The organism is Streptomyces sp. NPDC045955, assembly GCF_056430805.1.
The window spans coordinates 43411-57507 of sequence record NZ_JBWKKY010000031.1 but is presented as its reverse complement, the minus strand read 5'-3'; the positions used below and the strand labels follow the sequence as shown (position 1 = coordinate 57507).

The following is a 14097-nucleotide window of genomic DNA, read 5'->3' as shown; positions in this document are numbered from 1 at the left end:
GGGGGCCCGGTCGCGGCCGGGCCCCCGAACGTCTGTCCAGTATCCCGATCAATGACTGTCATACCGAACAAGAAAGGTGAGGTCGCCCGTGTCTGAAGAACCCTGTGTCGTGGGCGTCGACTTCGGAACCCTGTCCGGCCGTGCCGTGGTGGTCCGGGTCCGCGACGGCGCGGAACTGGCCTCGGCCGAGCACGTCTACGCCCACGCCGTCCTCGACCGGCACCTGCCCGACGGCACCCGGCTGCCCCCCGACTGGGCCCTGCAGGTGCCCTCGGACTACATCGACGTGCTGCGCAGCGCCGTACCGGAGGCGGTGACGCGGGCAGGAGTGCGGCCGGAGCAGGTCATCGGCATCGGCACCGACTTCACCGCCTGCACGGTCCTGCCGGTCCTCGCCGACGGCACGCCGCTGTGCGAACTCCCCGGCCTGGAGAACCGCCCGCACGCCTACGTCAAGCTGTGGCGCCACCACGCCGCCCAGGGCCAGGCCGACCGGATCAACGCACTGGCCGCCGAGATGAAGGAGCCGTGGCTGGAGCGGTACGGCGGGAAGATCTCCTCGGAGTGGGAGTTCGCCAAGGCGCTCCAGGTACTGGAGGAGGACCCCGAGATCTACCGGCGCACCGAGCGGTGGCTGGAGGCGGCCGACTGGGTCGTGTGGCGTCTGTGCGGGACGTACGTCCGCAACGCCTGCACGGCCGGCTACAAGGGTCAGTACCAGGACGGCACTTACCCCTCCCGTGACTATCTCGCCGCACTGAACCCGGACTTCGCCGGCTTCGTGACCGACAAGCTGGACCATCCCATCGGTCAACTCGGCGATGCAGCTGGGGTGCTGACGGCCGAGGCCGCCGCCTGGACCGGGCTGCCGGAGGGCATCACGGTCTGCGTCGGCAACGTCGACGCCCACGTGACGGCCCCGGCGGCCGTGGCGGTGGAACCCGGCCAGATGGTCGCCATCATGGGCACCTCCACCTGCCATGTGATGAGCTCCGACCAGCAGGGTGTCGTACCCGGCATGTGCGGGATCGTGGACGGCGGCATCCTGCCCGGGCTCTGGGGCTACGAGGCCGGGCAGAGCGGCGTCGGCGACATCTTCGGCTGGTTCGTCCGCACGGGCCTGCCCGCCGAGTACGCGGAGCGGGCCGCCGCGGCCGGCCAGACCCCGCACGAGTACCTGACCGACCTCGCGGCCGGACAGAAGGTGGGCGAACACGGCCTTCTCGCCCTCGACTGGCACAGCGGCAACCGGTCCGTCCTGGTCGACCACGACCTCAGCGGTCTGCTGATCGGCCAGACGCTCTCCACGCGCCCGGAGGACGTCTACCGCGCCCTGCTGGAGGCCACCGCCTTCGGCACCCGCACCATCATCGACGCCTTCGAGGCCGCCGCCGTACCGGTGAAGGAACTGACCATCGCGGGCGGCCTGACGAAGAACGCCCTCCTCATGCAGATCTACGCCGATGTCACCCGCCGCCCCCTGAGCATCATCGGCTCCACCCAGGGTCCGGCCCTCGGCGCCGCGATGCACGCCGCCGTCGCCGCCGGGGCGTACCCCGACATCCACGCCGCGGCCCACGCCATGGGCAAGGTGCACCGCCGGGTCTACCTGCCGGACCCTCAGCGCGCGGGGGCCTACGAGCGCCTCTACTCCGAATACCGCGTGCTGCACGACTACTTCGGCCGCGGCACCAACGACGTCATGCACCGCCTGCGCCGCATCCGCGCGAAAGCCTCCCTGCTCTCCCTGTGAAAGGAACTCTCCGATGACGACTTCCCCAACCCCCCACGACAGCCACGAGGTCTGGTTCCTCACCGGCAGCCAGGGCCTGTACGGCGACGACACGCTGAAGCAGGTCGCCCTCCAGTCCCGGCAGATCGCCGAGCGCCTCGACGCGGCGGGCGGGATCCCCCTGCGCATCGTCTGGAAGCCGGTCCTCACGGACGCCGAGTCGATCCGCGGGATGTGCCTGGAGGCGAGCGCCTCCGACACCTGCGTGGGCGTCATCGTGTGGATGCACACCTTCTCCCCGGCGAAGATGTGGATCGCCGGGCTCAGCGCCCTGGACCGGCCGCTGCTGCACCTGCACACCCAGTACAACCTGTCGCTGCCGTGGTCGATCATCGACATGGACTTCATGAACCTCAACCAGGCCGCCCACGGCGACCGGGAGTTCGGGCACATCGAGTCCCGCGTCGGCGTCGACCGCAAGATCGTCGCCGGTCACGCCACCGACCCCAGGGTGATCCGGCGCATCGCCGCCTGGACCCGGGCCGCCGCCGGCCGCCACACCTCCCGCACCCTGCGCCTGGCCCGCTTCGGCGACAACATGCGCGACGTCGCCGTGACCGAAGGCGACAAGGTGGAGGCACAGCTGCGGTTCGGCTTCTCCGTGAACACCTACGGCGTCAACGACCTGGTCGCCGTGGTCGACGCCATCGAGGACAAGGCGGCGGCCGAACTCGCCGACGAGTACGTGGAGTCGTACGACGTCGTCCCGGCCCTGCGCCCCGGCGGCATCCGCCACGACTCACTGCTGTACGCGGCCCGTCTCGAACTCGGCCTGCGCGCCTTCCTCGCCGACGGTGGCTTCACCGCCTTCACCACCAACTTCGAGGACCTGGGCGGGCTGCGCCAGCTGCCGGGCCTCGCGGTCCAGCGGCTGATGGCTGACGGCTACGGCTTCGGCGGCGAGGGCGACTGGAAGACCTCCGCGCTGCTGCGGGTCATGAAGGTCATGGGCGCCGGACGCCCCGGCGGCACCACCTTCATGGAGGACTACACCTACCACCTCGGCCCCGGCACCCCGCGGGTCCTGGGCGCCCACATGCTGGAGGTCTGCCCCTCGGTGGCGGCCGACCGGCCCCGCTGCGAGATCCACCCCCTGTCCATCGGCGGCCGCGAGGACCCCGTGCGCCTGGTCTTCAACGCCGCCGAGGGCCCCGCCGTCGTCGTGGGCCTCTCCGACCTCGGCGACCGCTTCCGCCTCACGGCCAACGCCGTCGACGTCGTCGCCCCCAGCGAGCCCCTGCGCCGCCTGCCGGTCGCCCGCGCCGTGTGGAAGCCGCGCCCCTCCCTCGCGGAGTCGGCGGAGAGCTGGCTGCTGGCCGGCGCCCCGCACCACACCGTGCTCAGCTCCGCCGTCGACGTCGAAACCCTCACCGACTACGCGGCCATGACCGGCGTCGAACTGCTCACCATCGACGAGAACACCACCACCGAGCAGTTCGCCAAGGAAATCCGCTGGAACGCCGCCTACCACCGCCTCGCCCAGGCCCTGTGACGAAGGAGACGACGATGACCACAGCTGTCCGGGACGGCCTGCGCCAAGAGGTACTGGACGCGAACCTCGCCATCCCCCAGGTCGGCCTGGCGACCCTGACCTGGGGCAACGTCAGCGGCGTCGACCGCGAGGCGGGCGTGTTCGTCATCAAGCCGTCCGGGGTCCCCTACGAGGCCCTGACCATCGACGACCTGGTGACGGTCCGCCTGTCCGACGGTGCGGTGGTCGAGGGCGACCTGCGCCCCTCCACCGACACCGAGACCCACCGCTGCCTGTACCTGGCGTTCCCGTCCGTCGGCGGCGTGACCCACACCCACTCCACCCACGCGGTCGCCTTCGCGCAGGCCCGCCGGGACATACCCGTCCTCGGCACCACCCACGCCGACACCTTCAACGGCCCCGTGCCGGTCACCCGCGACCTCACCCAGGAAGAGTGCGCGAAGGACTACGAGTACAACACCGGCCACGTCATCGTGGACCTCCTCGACGGCGACGACCAGCGGGCCGTCGAGGTCCCCGCCGCCCTCGTCGCGGGCCACGGCCCCTTCACCTGGGGTGCCACCGCCCGCACGTCCCTGGAACACGCGATCATCTGCGAGGCCGTAGCCGATATCGCCCTCCACACCCTGTCCCTCTCCCCGGCCGCCCCGCCCCCTCGTCACCTCCTGGAGCGCCACTACACCCGCAAGCACGGCCCCGACGCCTACTACGGCAATCCGGCCGCCCCGGCGACGCGGTGACGACGATGCACAGAAGCCGCGTATACGCCGTACTGATCGACACACCCGAAGCCGAGGCCGCCCGGGCAGCGGACTTCTGGTCGGCAGCTCTCGGTGTGACGGCCCGACCGTTTCCACCGGCAGCGCAGTTCACCACGCTCCACCAGGCCCTGCCAGGGCTGATCACCGCAGTCCAGGCGGTCGACGACGCACCTCGTATCCACCTCGACATCGAGACCGACGACGTCGAATCGGAAACCGCGCGCTTGATCGCCCTGGGCGCCGAGCAGGTTTCGCAGTGGCAGGAGTGCCGTGTGCTACGAGTACCTGGTGGTCATCTGCTGTGCGTACTACCTGTGGAGAGCGATCCCGGCACTTTCCGGGCACAGGCCAACGTTTGGCCATGACGAGTACTCGGGCGGTCTCGGCCGGCTGGCCCCATACCCCCAGGTTGGCCGAGATCGCATGGAAACGGCCGTGGACGACGAGCTGATCGCGCGCAATCCGTGCCGGATCAAGGGCGCCGATAAGGAGTATGCCGCTGAGCGGCGTATCGCCACCGTCGGCCAGGTGGACGCCCTCGCCCACGCGGTCGGCATGCGGTGGCGGCTCATGGTCTACCTCGGGTGCGTGTCCCTCAGGGACGCCCTTGTGCAGTGCAGGAACCGTCTGCGGGGGCATTGAGGTGCATGGGAGAGTGGCTCCGGCCGACGGGGCTGCGGCTGACGCTCACACCGTTCCAGCGGGACGCGGGCCGTTTCGGCGCGGGCCCGGAGTGCGGCGCCGGGTGAGGCGTAGCAGCGTGGTGGTGTGAGTGGTGCGCACTCCCGGCTGCCGCGCCGGGACAGGGTCCGAGGCCGGGACCGGGGCCTGGACCGGGACCGGCGGGGCTGGCTGCGGGGCGCGCCGCCGCCGGTCTGGGCACGGTTGCTGCCGTCCGTACTGCTGGCGGGCGTCTGCACGGCTGAGCTGATCAGTCCGGAGCCGCTCGACATCGGCTTCCTGCTGGGTGCGATCCCGCCGCTGGCCGTGCTGGCGCACGGGCCGGTCGTGACGGCGGTGCTCGGTGCGCTGGCAGTGGTCGTGCTGACGGTGCCGGTCTTCCGGCTGAACGATCCCGGCAGCACCGATCTGCTGACCGTGTGCTTCGTCGCGGTGCTGAGCGTGCTGCTGTCTTACGTGCGCAGCAGGCGTGACGCGCAGCTGGTCACCGAGCGGGCCGTCGCCGAGGCCGCGCAGCGGGCGGTGGTGCCGCCGCTGCCGGAGCGGGTCGGGCCGGTGCGGTGCGCGGGGCTGTACCGGGCCGCGCAGAGCGGGACGCTGGTCGGAGGCGACTTCTTCGACGTGCGCGCGGGCCCCTACGGCGTACGGGCGGTCATGGGCGATGTGCAGGGGCACGGGCTGTCGGCGGTGGCCACGGTCGCGTCGCTGCTGGGGGCTTTCCGGGAGGCGGTGCTGGACCAGCCGGACCCGGAGGCGGTGGCGGCCCGGCTCGACCGGAGGCTGGTGGTGGACTCCGCGACCGAGCCGCATGCCGAGCTGTTCGCGACCGTGGTGCTGCTGGACTTCTCCGCCGACGCGCGTGTGGTGCGGATCGTGGCGTGCGGGCAGTCCGGCCCGTTGCTGTTGCGGGACGGGCGGGTCGTCGAGCTGGACGTCGAACCGTGCACGCCGCTGGGACTGGGCCTGGCCGAGGCCACTGCGGCGAAGGTCGTCTCGGTGCGGCTGCGGCCCGGGGACCGGCTGTTCCTCGCGTCCGACGGTGTCACCGAGGCCAGGGACGCGGGCGGGGTCTTCTATCCCCTCGCCGAGCGGTTGCCGGGCCTCGCCGACGAGGACCCGGCAGCCCTGGCGGAGCGGGTGTGGACCGACCTCGCCCGGTACTGCCCGGATGTGCGGGACGACGTCACGATGCTCGTGCTCGCGCCCCGTCCGCGGGTCGGGCCCTGACGGCGGCCGGCGGCGGGGCCGTACGACCGGGCGGCGCCAGTCGGCTTCCTGCGGGCTTGCGGCCGGTTCGCGCGAGCTTCCTGCGAGCCGGCGGTACGCTTCCCGGCGAGGTTACGGTCGGCTCCCGGCAAGCTTCCTGCGGGCTCGCGGCAGGGCTCTCGGCGGTGCCTGCGGCCGGCTGTCCGCGGAGGTTCCGCGGTCGGGGCCCGGGCTCTCCGGATGCACTGTGGGCTCGCGCGTTGAATGGTGGTCCTGGGCCCGTTTTTCAGCACCGGGGCCGCACCAGCGAACCGGACCCTAGGAGCAGAGAACATGTCGACTTCACAGCCCGCCGCGTCCCGGCCGCCCGAGGACCGCACCACCCCGGACCGCCTGCTCCACGCCCGCACCGGCACCGACGTGACGCCGGAGGACCTCGTCCTTGCCTCAGGCAAGGACCTCACCCCGCACACCCTGGAATGGGCCAGGCGCAAGCTGGCGGCGGAGGGCCCGGCCGCGCTGGAGAAGCTGCTGCCGTAGCCCCCGGCCGGAGGTCACGCCCTGTCGTCGTCCTCCGGGAGGGCGCTGTCGTCCTCCACCACGTGGACCGCCGCCTCCTCCGCACCGGCCGCACCCCCGTCGATGCCGATGTCCGTCGCGACGGTCTCCTTCGTCGTGTCCGGGTGAGCGCCCTCGTCCGGGGCGACCAGGCGGCCCGCACGGGCGGTGCCCGCCTCGGGGTCGACCGGCTCGCCGTCGCTGTCGGGGGTGTCGCCCACGCCGTCGCCGACGGGCTCGGCGGACACGTCGGGGACCTCCTGGGAGAGCCGGTCGTCGAGGGTCTCGCCCTCGTGCTGCTCGGCGGCGGTCGTGCCGCGCTTGGTGACGCCGAGCGGCTTCTCCGGCGGGGAGTAGCCCTCGTCGAGGGTGTCGTCGTAGGTCCGTTCGTCGACGGCGTCCTGGAGGTCCAGAGGCGCGGCGTCCTCCTGCTCCTCGTTGCTCCCGGTGGGCTGGTACGCGTCGTCCGCCATCGGCTCGGGGCGCATCGGTTCCGTGCCCATCGCTTCTGCCTCCCTGTCGCGCTGCGTCGACTCGTCTGTCTCATGTGCCCGTTCCGCGTTTCCCGTTACGCGGGCTCTAACCTTCCCGCCCCGTCCGGGCCAGGCCACCCGTCCACTTCTCCTCGATGCGCCCGAGCCTCCACACCAGCAGCGCTACGACCCAGGTGGCGACGAACAGCGCCACGACGACGTACCCCAGGACGTTGAGGTCGAGGCCGGAGATCCAGTCCCAGAAAGGGCCGTGCAGGCCGAGCCGCGCCACGAGCAGACCGAGGAGTTCGACGGTCCCGATGAGCAGGGCCACGGCGACGGACAGGCCGGTGATCGTGAGGTTGTAGTAGACCTTGCGGACCGGCTTGGAGAAGGCCCAGCCGTAGGCGAAGTTCATGAACGAGCCGTCGATGGTGTCGAGGAGACACATCCCGGCGGCGAACAGGACGGGAAGGCAGAGGATCGCGTACCAGGGCAGACCGGACGCGGCACCGGAGCCGGCCAGCACGAGCAGGGCGACCTCGGTGGCGGTGTCGAAGCCGAGGCCGAAGAGGAGGCCCAGCGGGTACATCTGCCCGGGCTTGGAGACCGACTTCATGACGCGGCCCAGGAGCCGGTTCATGAAGCCGCGGTTGTTCAGCTGTTCCTCCAGGGCGGCCTCGTCGTAGTGGCCCGAGCGCATCCGGCGGAAGACCTTCCAGATGCCGGCGAGGATGACGAGGTTGACGGCCGCGATGAGGTAGAGGAACGTCCCGGAGACGGTCGTGCCGATCAGCCCGGTGACGTCGTGCAGCGAGGAGCCGCCGTCGCGGACCGGTCCGGCCAGGGTCTTCACGCCGAGGGTGAGCAGGAAGGCCAGGACGAAGACGACGCTGGAGTGGCCGAGGGAGAACCAGAAGCCGACCGACAGCGGCCGCTGCCCCTCGCCCATCAGCTTGCGGGTGGTGTTGTCGATGGCGGCGATGTGGTCGGCGTCGAAGGCGTGCCGCATGCCGAGCGTGTACGCGGTGACGCCGATGCCGACGCCGAAGGTCTGCGTGCCGATGGCGCGGTGCTCGGGAGCGACGATCGCGACGAGGGTGAACCAGCCGATCACGTGCAGGGCCACGATGACGCCGGCCATCCCCCCGGCCCTGGTCCACTCCTGCCGCGTCATGGAGGTACGGACGCGGCGCCGGACCGTGCGCTGGGCCGCAGCCGGGGCGGCAAGGGGTGGAGTGGACTCAGGGGCGGCCGTCATCGGAAGGGGGGCTTTCTGTCGGACCGACGGCTGCGGGGAACAGCCTCGCGCCATCCTCCAGTACCTGCAACACATGTGCGGTAAAGCCCGCGACAGGTCTTGTCCATGGAAGCGAAAACTCCGAAGCCGTGCGCCCCGCCGCCGGGGGTCTCACACCGCGGCGTTCGGTCCGTCCGGCCGGTCGCGGCGCTGCTCGACCATCTCGCGGCTGAGCTCCTCCGTCTCCGACTCCGGCAGCCGCTCGAAGCCGTCCTCGGTGATGACGGACACGACGGGATAGATGCGGCGGGTGAGGTCCGGGCCGCCGGTCGCGGAATCGTCGTCGGCCGCGTCATAGAGCGCCTGGAGCGCGGCCAGGGCGGCTTCGCGCCGGGTCAGGCCGGGGCGGAACAGCTTCTTCAACGCGCCCCGGGCGTACGGCGATCCGGAGCCCTCGGCGTGGAAGCCGAACTTCTCGTAGCGGCCGCCGGCGACGTCGAAGCCGAAGATGCGGCCGCGCCCGCCCTCGGGAGCCGTGGGATCGTAGCCGGCGAGCAGCGGGACGACGGCGAGGCCCTGCATGGCCTGGCCCAGATTGCCCCGGATCATCGTGGCCAGCCGGGTGGCCTTGGCGGCGAGGGTCATGGGGATGCCCTCGACCTTCTCGAAGTGCGTCAGCTCGACCTGATAGAGCTTCACCAGGTCGAGGGCGAGCCCGACGGAACCCGCGAAGGCCACCGCGGTGTGGTCGTCGGCGGGGTGCACCTTCTCCAGGTCCCGCTGGGCGATCAGGTTGCCCATCGTCGCCCGCCGGTCGCCCGCGATCAGCACGCCGTCGCCGAAGGCGAGGGCCAGCACGGTCGTGCCGTGCGGGGCGCCCTCGGCGTGGACGCCGTCCGGGAGGATCCGGCGGGTGCCCAGCAGTTCGGGGCGGTGGGCCGCCAGGAACTCGGTGAAGGACGAGGAGCCCGGTGTGAAGAACTCCTCCCCCAGCCGGCCCTCGTGGTCGATCCCCGTCATGGCGTTCCCCCCTCGTCCGTGACCGTCGTCTCCCGACTCCTACCTGGACCAGGCGGGCGGGAAACGCGAGTTGATGCCTCAGTGGCCGCTGCTCCGCGGCGCCGGCGGTGCGACGCGGACGTCCAGGTCCGAGATCCGGTGGACGGGCCAGGTGCGGGCGTAACGGGGCGGCGTGCCGCCGGCCGGTGCGATGTGGGCGACCGGCAGACGGTCCGCGGTGCGCAGGACGTCCGCCACCGTGGTGTTCTCGTTGTGGCCGGAGGTCGCGCCCGAGGAACAGCCGGTGTAGTAGCCGATCGGGATGGCCTCGTGGCCGGTGAGCAGGCAGGGCGGGCGGACGCCGAGGCGGTGCAGCGCACCGGCGGTGCGGTCCCAGTCGCGCCGGCTCTCGGTGTTGCGGGACACGGCGCCTTCCAGGACGGCGATCTGCACCGCCAGATGGCCGGCCAGGCCGAGCGCGACCAGGGTGGCCACCACCGGCCGCCACGTCCGGCCCGGGGTTCTGGCCAGGTGCCACAGGGCGTCGGCGACCGGGATCGCGAGCAGCGCGTAGGCCGGCTGGAGGAAGCGGGGCGCCGCGTAGCCGATCATGAACAGGTACGGCAGTGCGGCCGTGGCGGCGCAGGCCAGGGGGACCAGGGTCCGTCCCAGGCGCCGGGCCCGGGCCGCGACGAGCAGACCGACGCCGGCGAGGACAGGCAGGGCGAACCACCAGACGGTGACCACGGGGTGGGGCATCGACACGGTGCAGGGCCGGCACAGGGCACGCCCGCCCAGGCTGCGCAGCTGGTCGTCGACGGCGAACTGCCATCCCAGTCCGCCCTGGATGCGGGAGGCGTCGGACAGGCGCTGCCCGAGACCTCCGTGGCCGACGTAGGCCTCGATCACCCATTCGACGGCGCCGGCCGCGAGGCCTGCCACGAGCACGAGGAGGAGCCGCCAGTGGCGGCGCACCAGGGCGAGGACGAGCAGCGGCGCGGTCACCCAGACCGCGTCGGTGGGCCGCATCCACGCCATGAGGGCGGCGCCCGCCGCGATGCCCCACAGTGCCGCCCGGGCGGAAGGTTGCGCCCGGGCCCGCAGGAAGCAGCCCACGGTGATCAGGGCGCCGATCGCGACCCAGTAGTTGGGCATGGCCTGCGGACCGTAGAAGAGGGTCACCCACAGGGAGGCGAAGAGGGCGCCGCCGGCGGCCAGGACCCGGGTCGGGAACAGGCCGCGCCAGGCGCGCAGGGCCAGGTAGAGGGCGAGGCCGGACAGCAGGGCGAGGTAGACGCGCAGCAGCGGCGTGGACGACGACCAGGACGCGATCGGCGCCACGAGCAGGGAGACGCCCCGGGAGCGCGGGGCGCTGAAGAAGGCCGCCGGGGTGTGGGAGGTGACTTGACTGACGTAGACGATCTCGTCCCAGCCGAGGCCGAGGACCGGCCGGACGAGGACGAGTTGCGCGACGGTGAAGACGGCGGCCACCGCGGCGAGCGGTCCGTCGACGCGGCTCTTGCGGCTGGTGCCCGACGCGGCCGTCTGTGTACGTCTTCGTCTGCGAACGAGAAGGGCGCTCGCTCCGTCGGACATCGTCCACCCCTTACCCCTACGCGCGTAGGCCGGCTGCGACCTCCACGGCCCGCGGGCCGAAGGCGGAGGTTCGATGATCGGAAAACATGGCCAAGCTAACCCGCGGGGTGGGGACGTGCAGACCGGAATTCGGCCAAGTGCCTGACTCGATCCGGAGGTCAGCGGGTGTTCGGGGCACGGTGCGGCGGCTGGCTCGGGGCCGGACGCCGGGGCGCCGGCGGGACCGGGCGGGTGACGGGGGCGTCCTCACGCACCGTCACCTCGGTGCCGTGATGGCGGATCGTCAGGGGCGGACCCGAGCGCAGGGTGTACGTGGCCTGACCGGCGGTCAGTTCCACCCGCAGGCACCGGCCGAGGAACCCCACCGAGAAGGCCAGCCGGCTGTACCTCTCGGGCAGGCGCGGCGCGAACCGCAGGCCGCCATCGGTGCACCGCATACCGCCGAACCCGGCGACCAGCGCCATCCAGGTGCCGGCCAGCGACGCGATGTGCAGTCCGTCGCGGGTGTTGTGCTCCAGGTCCCCGAGGTCCATCAGCGCGGCCTCGGCCGTGTAGGCGCAGGCCAGGTCCAGGTGGCCGGTCCGGGCGGCCATGACGGCCTGGACGCAGGCCGACAGGGAGGAGTCCCGTACGGTCAGCGGCTCGTAGTAGGCGAAGTTGCGGGCGATCTGCTCCTCGTCGAAGTACTCCTCGAAGAAGCTGCCGCAGGTGTACATCGCCAGCACCAGGTCCGCCTGCTTGATCACCTGCTTGCGGTACAGGTCGAAGTACGGGAAGTGCAGCATCAGCGGGTACTGGTCGGGGCCGGTGCGGTCGAAGTCCCAGCGCTGGTAGCGGGTGAAGCCGGCGTGCTGTTCGTGCACGCCGAGCTCCTCGTCGTAGGGGACGTGCACGGCCTCGGCGGCGTCCCGCCATGCGGCCCGCTCCTCCTCGTCGGCGCCGAGCCGGGCCGCCTCGTCGGGGTGGCGTTTGCAGGCGTCGGCGGCGGCCAGCAGGTTCGCCCGGGCCATGAGATTGGTGTACGTGTTGTCGTCGGCGATCGCGCTGTACTCGTCCGGCCCGGTGACGCCGTCGATGTGGAAGACGCCCCGGTCGTCGTGGTGGCCGAGGGAGCGCCACAGGCGGGCGGTCTCCACCAGCAGCTCCACACCCACCTCGCGCTCGAACTCCTCGTCGCCGGTGGCCGCCACGTACCTCACGACGGCGTCCGCTATGTCGGCGCCGACGTGGAAGGCGGCGGTGCCGGCCGGCCAGTACGCGGAGCCTTCCGAGCCCTCGATGGTGCGCCAGGGGAACGCGGCGCCGCGCAGACCTAGCTGGGCCGCCCGCTCCCGGGCGGCGGGCAGGGTGTCCAGGCGCCAGCGCAGTGCCTCGGCGGCCGCGGCCGGCGCGGTGCAGGTCAGCAGCGGCAGCACGAACGCCTCGGTGTCCCAGAAGGCGTGGCCGTCGTAGCCGGAGCCGGTGAGGCCCTTGGCGGGGATGGCGCGCTGTTCGGCGCGGGCGCCGGCCTGCAGGACGTGGAAGAGGGCGAAGCGGACGGCCTGCTGGATCTCCTCGTCGCCGTCGACCTCGACGTCGGCGCGCGCCCAGAAGTCGTCGAGGTAGGCCCGCTGGTCCTTCAGGAGCCCCCACCAGCCGCTGTGCGCGGCCGCCGCGAGGGCCGCCTCGACCTGGTCGCTCATCGCGGGCCGGGAGCGCGCGCTGGACCAGCCGTGCGCGACGAGCTTCTCCACGCGCAGCCGCTCCCCCGGTTCCAGGACGGAGGTGACGGTCAGCCGGGCCACGTCCACGTTGCTCTCGCTGCTGGTGGTGGTCGTCCGTTCCGGGCCGGTGACCAGATGGTCGGCGGCCACGGCGACCCGCAGGCCGCTGCGCCGTGTGCGATGGACCAGGCGCAGCCTGCTGCCCGAGGCGAGATCCTCCTCCGGTTCCAGCGGGGACTTCAGCGCCCGTGCGGCGCGCGGGTCGCCGTCCGGCTCGGGCAGGCTCTCGTTGGCGACGAGCTCCGACTGGACGACCACTCGGGTACGGCTGTCGACGGGCTCCACCTCGTACGCCACGGCGGCGATCGCCCGCTGGGTCAGGGAGACCAGCCGCGTGGAGCGCACCCGGACCGTCGAGCCGGCCGGGGAGGTCCACTCGCAGATCCGTTCCAGCACGCCGCGCCGCAGGTCCAGGGTCCGCTCGTGGGTGACGAGCCGCCCGTAGCGCAGGTCGAACGGCTCGTCGTCGACCAGGAGGCGCAGCACCTTGCCGTTGGTGACGTTGATGGACGTCTGGCCGGACTCCGGGTAGCCGTATCCGGCCTCGGCGTACGGCAGCGGGTGCAGTTCGTGGACGCCGTTGAGGTAGGAGCCAGGCAGGCCGTGAGGTTCGCCCTCGTCGAGATTGCCGCGCCAGCCGACGTGGCCGTTGGACAGGGCGAACACCGACTCGCTCTGTGCCAGCAGGTCGAGGTTGAGCTCCGTCTCCCGCACCGTCCAGGGTTCGACGGTGTACGCCCGCTGTGTGATCACTGCGTGTCCCCCAGTTCGGCGAGGTCCTGCACCACGACGTCGGCGCCGTGTGCGTACAGCGCGTCGGTCTGTCCCACGCGGTCGACGCCGACGACGTATCCGAACCGGCCCGCCCGGCCCGCGTCCATGCCGGCCAGGGCGTCCTCGAAGACGGCGGCCTCGGCCGGTTCGATGCCGAGGTCCTCGGCGGCGGCCAGGAACGTGTCGGGGTGCGGTTTGCCGGGCAGGTTGCGCTCGGCGGCCACCACGCCGTCGATGCGGACGTCGAAGAAGTGCTCGGCGCCGATCGAGCGCAGCACGTCACGGCAGTTGGCGCTGGAGGAGACGATCGCGGTGCTCAGCCCATGGGCGCGGACCGCCTCCAGGTAGCGCAGGGTGCCGTCGTAGGCCTCGACGCCTTCGGTGCGGATCTTCTCCAGGACCAGCTCGTTCTTGCGGTTGCCGAGCCCGTGCACGGTCTGCGCGCCGGGTGGGTCGTCCGGGTCGCCGTCGGGCAGGTCGATGCCGCGGGACGCGAGGAAGGTGCGCACGCCGTCGGCACGTGGCCGGCCGTCGACGTACTCGTCGTAGTCGGACGCGTCGAACGGCCGGAAGTCCGCGCCGTCGCGCTCGCGCAGGAACGCGTCGAACATCTCCTTCCAGGCGGCCGCGTGCACGACTGCCGTCTTGGTGACGACACCGTCGAGGTCGAAGAGGCAGGCGTGGATGTCTTCGGGGAGACCGAGCTGCGTCATACAGGACCGGTTCCCCGGCCCGGCGATGTCCAGTGAGTGGCGCACGCCA

At 72.0% G+C, this 14097-nt stretch carries 12 protein-coding genes and 1 pseudogene; 7 read left to right on the top strand and 6 right to left on the bottom strand.

Features of this window, described 5'->3' with window-relative positions:
• Nucleotides 1–88: 88 nt before the first annotated feature.
• The 7 genes and pseudogenes from araB to AC07F0_RS37335 all read left to right on the top strand — a co-directional run bounded on the left by araB (nucleotide 89) and on the right by AC07F0_RS37335 (nucleotide 6472).
• Nucleotides 89–1753, top strand: coding sequence for a ribulokinase (araB, locus tag AC07F0_RS37365; RefSeq protein ID WP_478984522.1), 1665 nt, complete (start codon nucleotides 89–91; stop codon nucleotides 1751–1753).
• A 13-nt stretch (nucleotides 1754–1766) separates the two neighbouring features.
• On the top strand, nucleotides 1767–3284 hold the full coding sequence (gene araA, locus AC07F0_RS37360; RefSeq protein WP_478984521.1) for an L-arabinose isomerase: 1518 nt from the start codon (nucleotides 1767–1769) through the stop codon (nucleotides 3282–3284).
• A 14-nt stretch (nucleotides 3285–3298) separates the two neighbouring features.
• The gene (araD, locus tag AC07F0_RS37355) at nucleotides 3299–4024 is read left to right on the top strand and encodes an L-ribulose-5-phosphate 4-epimerase AraD (protein WP_478984518.1); all 726 of its coding nucleotides are present in this window, start codon (nucleotides 3299–3301) and stop codon (nucleotides 4022–4024) included.
• 5 nt (nucleotides 4025–4029) lie between these two features.
• Nucleotides 4030–4410 (top strand): VOC family protein, encoded by a 381-nt coding sequence (locus tag AC07F0_RS37350; protein ID WP_478984555.1) that lies wholly within the window; start codon nucleotides 4030–4032, stop codon nucleotides 4408–4410.
• Between the two features lie 58 nt (nucleotides 4411–4468).
• Nucleotides 4469–4630 (top strand): annotated as a pseudogene (locus tag AC07F0_RS37345) (tyrosine-type recombinase/integrase); the annotation flags it as partial.
• Between the two features lie 243 nt (nucleotides 4631–4873).
• Nucleotides 4874–5953, top strand: coding sequence for a PP2C family protein-serine/threonine phosphatase (locus tag AC07F0_RS37340; RefSeq protein ID WP_478984554.1), 1080 nt, complete (start codon nucleotides 4874–4876; stop codon nucleotides 5951–5953).
• A 312-nt stretch (nucleotides 5954–6265) separates the two neighbouring features.
• On the top strand, nucleotides 6266–6472 hold the full coding sequence (locus AC07F0_RS37335) for a hypothetical protein (RefSeq protein ID WP_436728826.1): 207 nt from the start codon (nucleotides 6266–6268) through the stop codon (nucleotides 6470–6472).
• Nucleotides 6473–6486: 14 nt separating this feature from the next.
• On the opposite strand, the gene AC07F0_RS37330 is transcribed toward AC07F0_RS37335, so the two are convergent.
• From AC07F0_RS37330 to AC07F0_RS37305, 6 genes are all read right to left on the bottom strand, one after another.
• A complete protein-coding gene (locus AC07F0_RS37330; RefSeq protein WP_478984553.1) occupies nucleotides 6487–6978 on the bottom strand; it encodes a DUF5709 domain-containing protein in 492 nt (163 codons plus the stop codon).
• Nucleotides 6979–7069: 91 nt separating this feature from the next.
• Nucleotides 7070–8224 (bottom strand): Nickel transporter NicT, encoded by a 1155-nt coding sequence (gene nicT / locus AC07F0_RS37325; RefSeq protein WP_478984516.1) that lies wholly within the window; start codon nucleotides 8222–8224, stop codon nucleotides 7070–7072.
• A gap of 150 nt (nucleotides 8225–8374) precedes the next feature.
• Complete coding sequence (gene prcB / locus AC07F0_RS37320) at nucleotides 8375–9223, bottom strand: proteasome subunit beta (RefSeq protein ID WP_478984515.1); 849 nt, start codon at nucleotides 9221–9223, stop codon at nucleotides 8375–8377.
• A 78-nt stretch (nucleotides 9224–9301) separates the two neighbouring features.
• Nucleotides 9302–10798, bottom strand: a complete 1497-nt coding sequence (locus AC07F0_RS37315; protein WP_478984513.1) for a hypothetical protein — start codon at nucleotides 10796–10798, stop codon at nucleotides 9302–9304.
• Nucleotides 10799–10956: 158 nt separating this feature from the next.
• Nucleotides 10957–13314, bottom strand: coding sequence for a glycoside hydrolase family 65 protein (locus AC07F0_RS37310; RefSeq protein WP_478984512.1), 2358 nt, complete (start codon nucleotides 13312–13314; stop codon nucleotides 10957–10959).
• A complete protein-coding gene (locus tag AC07F0_RS37305; RefSeq protein WP_478984510.1) occupies nucleotides 13311–14048 on the bottom strand; it encodes an HAD family hydrolase in 738 nt (245 codons plus the stop codon). The genes AC07F0_RS37310 and AC07F0_RS37305 overlap by 4 nt, the downstream gene beginning before the upstream one ends.
• Between the last annotated feature and the right edge of the window lie 49 nt (nucleotides 14049–14097).

Bases quoted from the DNA above. Each gene is read 5' to 3' on its own strand.
- araA (WP_478984521.1), top strand. From the start codon at position 1,767: ATGACGACTTCCCCAACCCCCCACGACAGCCACGAGGTCTGGTTCCTC.
- araD (WP_478984518.1), top strand. From the start codon at position 3,299: ATGACCACAGCTGTCCGGGACGGCCTGCGCCAAGAGGTACTGGACGCG.
- AC07F0_RS37350 (WP_478984555.1), top strand. From the start codon at position 4,030: ATGCACAGAAGCCGCGTATACGCCGTACTGATCGACACACCCGAAGCC.
- AC07F0_RS37335 (WP_436728826.1), top strand. From the start codon at position 6,266: ATGTCGACTTCACAGCCCGCCGCGTCCCGGCCGCCCGAGGACCGCACC.
- AC07F0_RS37330 (WP_478984553.1), bottom strand. From the start codon at position 6,978: ATGCGCCCCGAGCCGATGGCGGACGACGCGTACCAGCCCACCGGGAGC.
- nicT (WP_478984516.1), bottom strand. From the start codon at position 8,224: ATGACGGCCGCCCCTGAGTCCACTCCACCCCTTGCCGCCCCGGCTGCG.
- prcB (WP_478984515.1), bottom strand. From the start codon at position 9,223: ATGACGGGGATCGACCACGAGGGCCGGCTGGGGGAGGAGTTCTTCACA.
- AC07F0_RS37315 (WP_478984513.1), bottom strand. From the start codon at position 10,798: ATGTCCGACGGAGCGAGCGCCCTTCTCGTTCGCAGACGAAGACGTACA.
- AC07F0_RS37305 (WP_478984510.1), bottom strand. From the start codon at position 14,048: ATGACGCAGCTCGGTCTCCCCGAAGACATCCACGCCTGCCTCTTCGAC.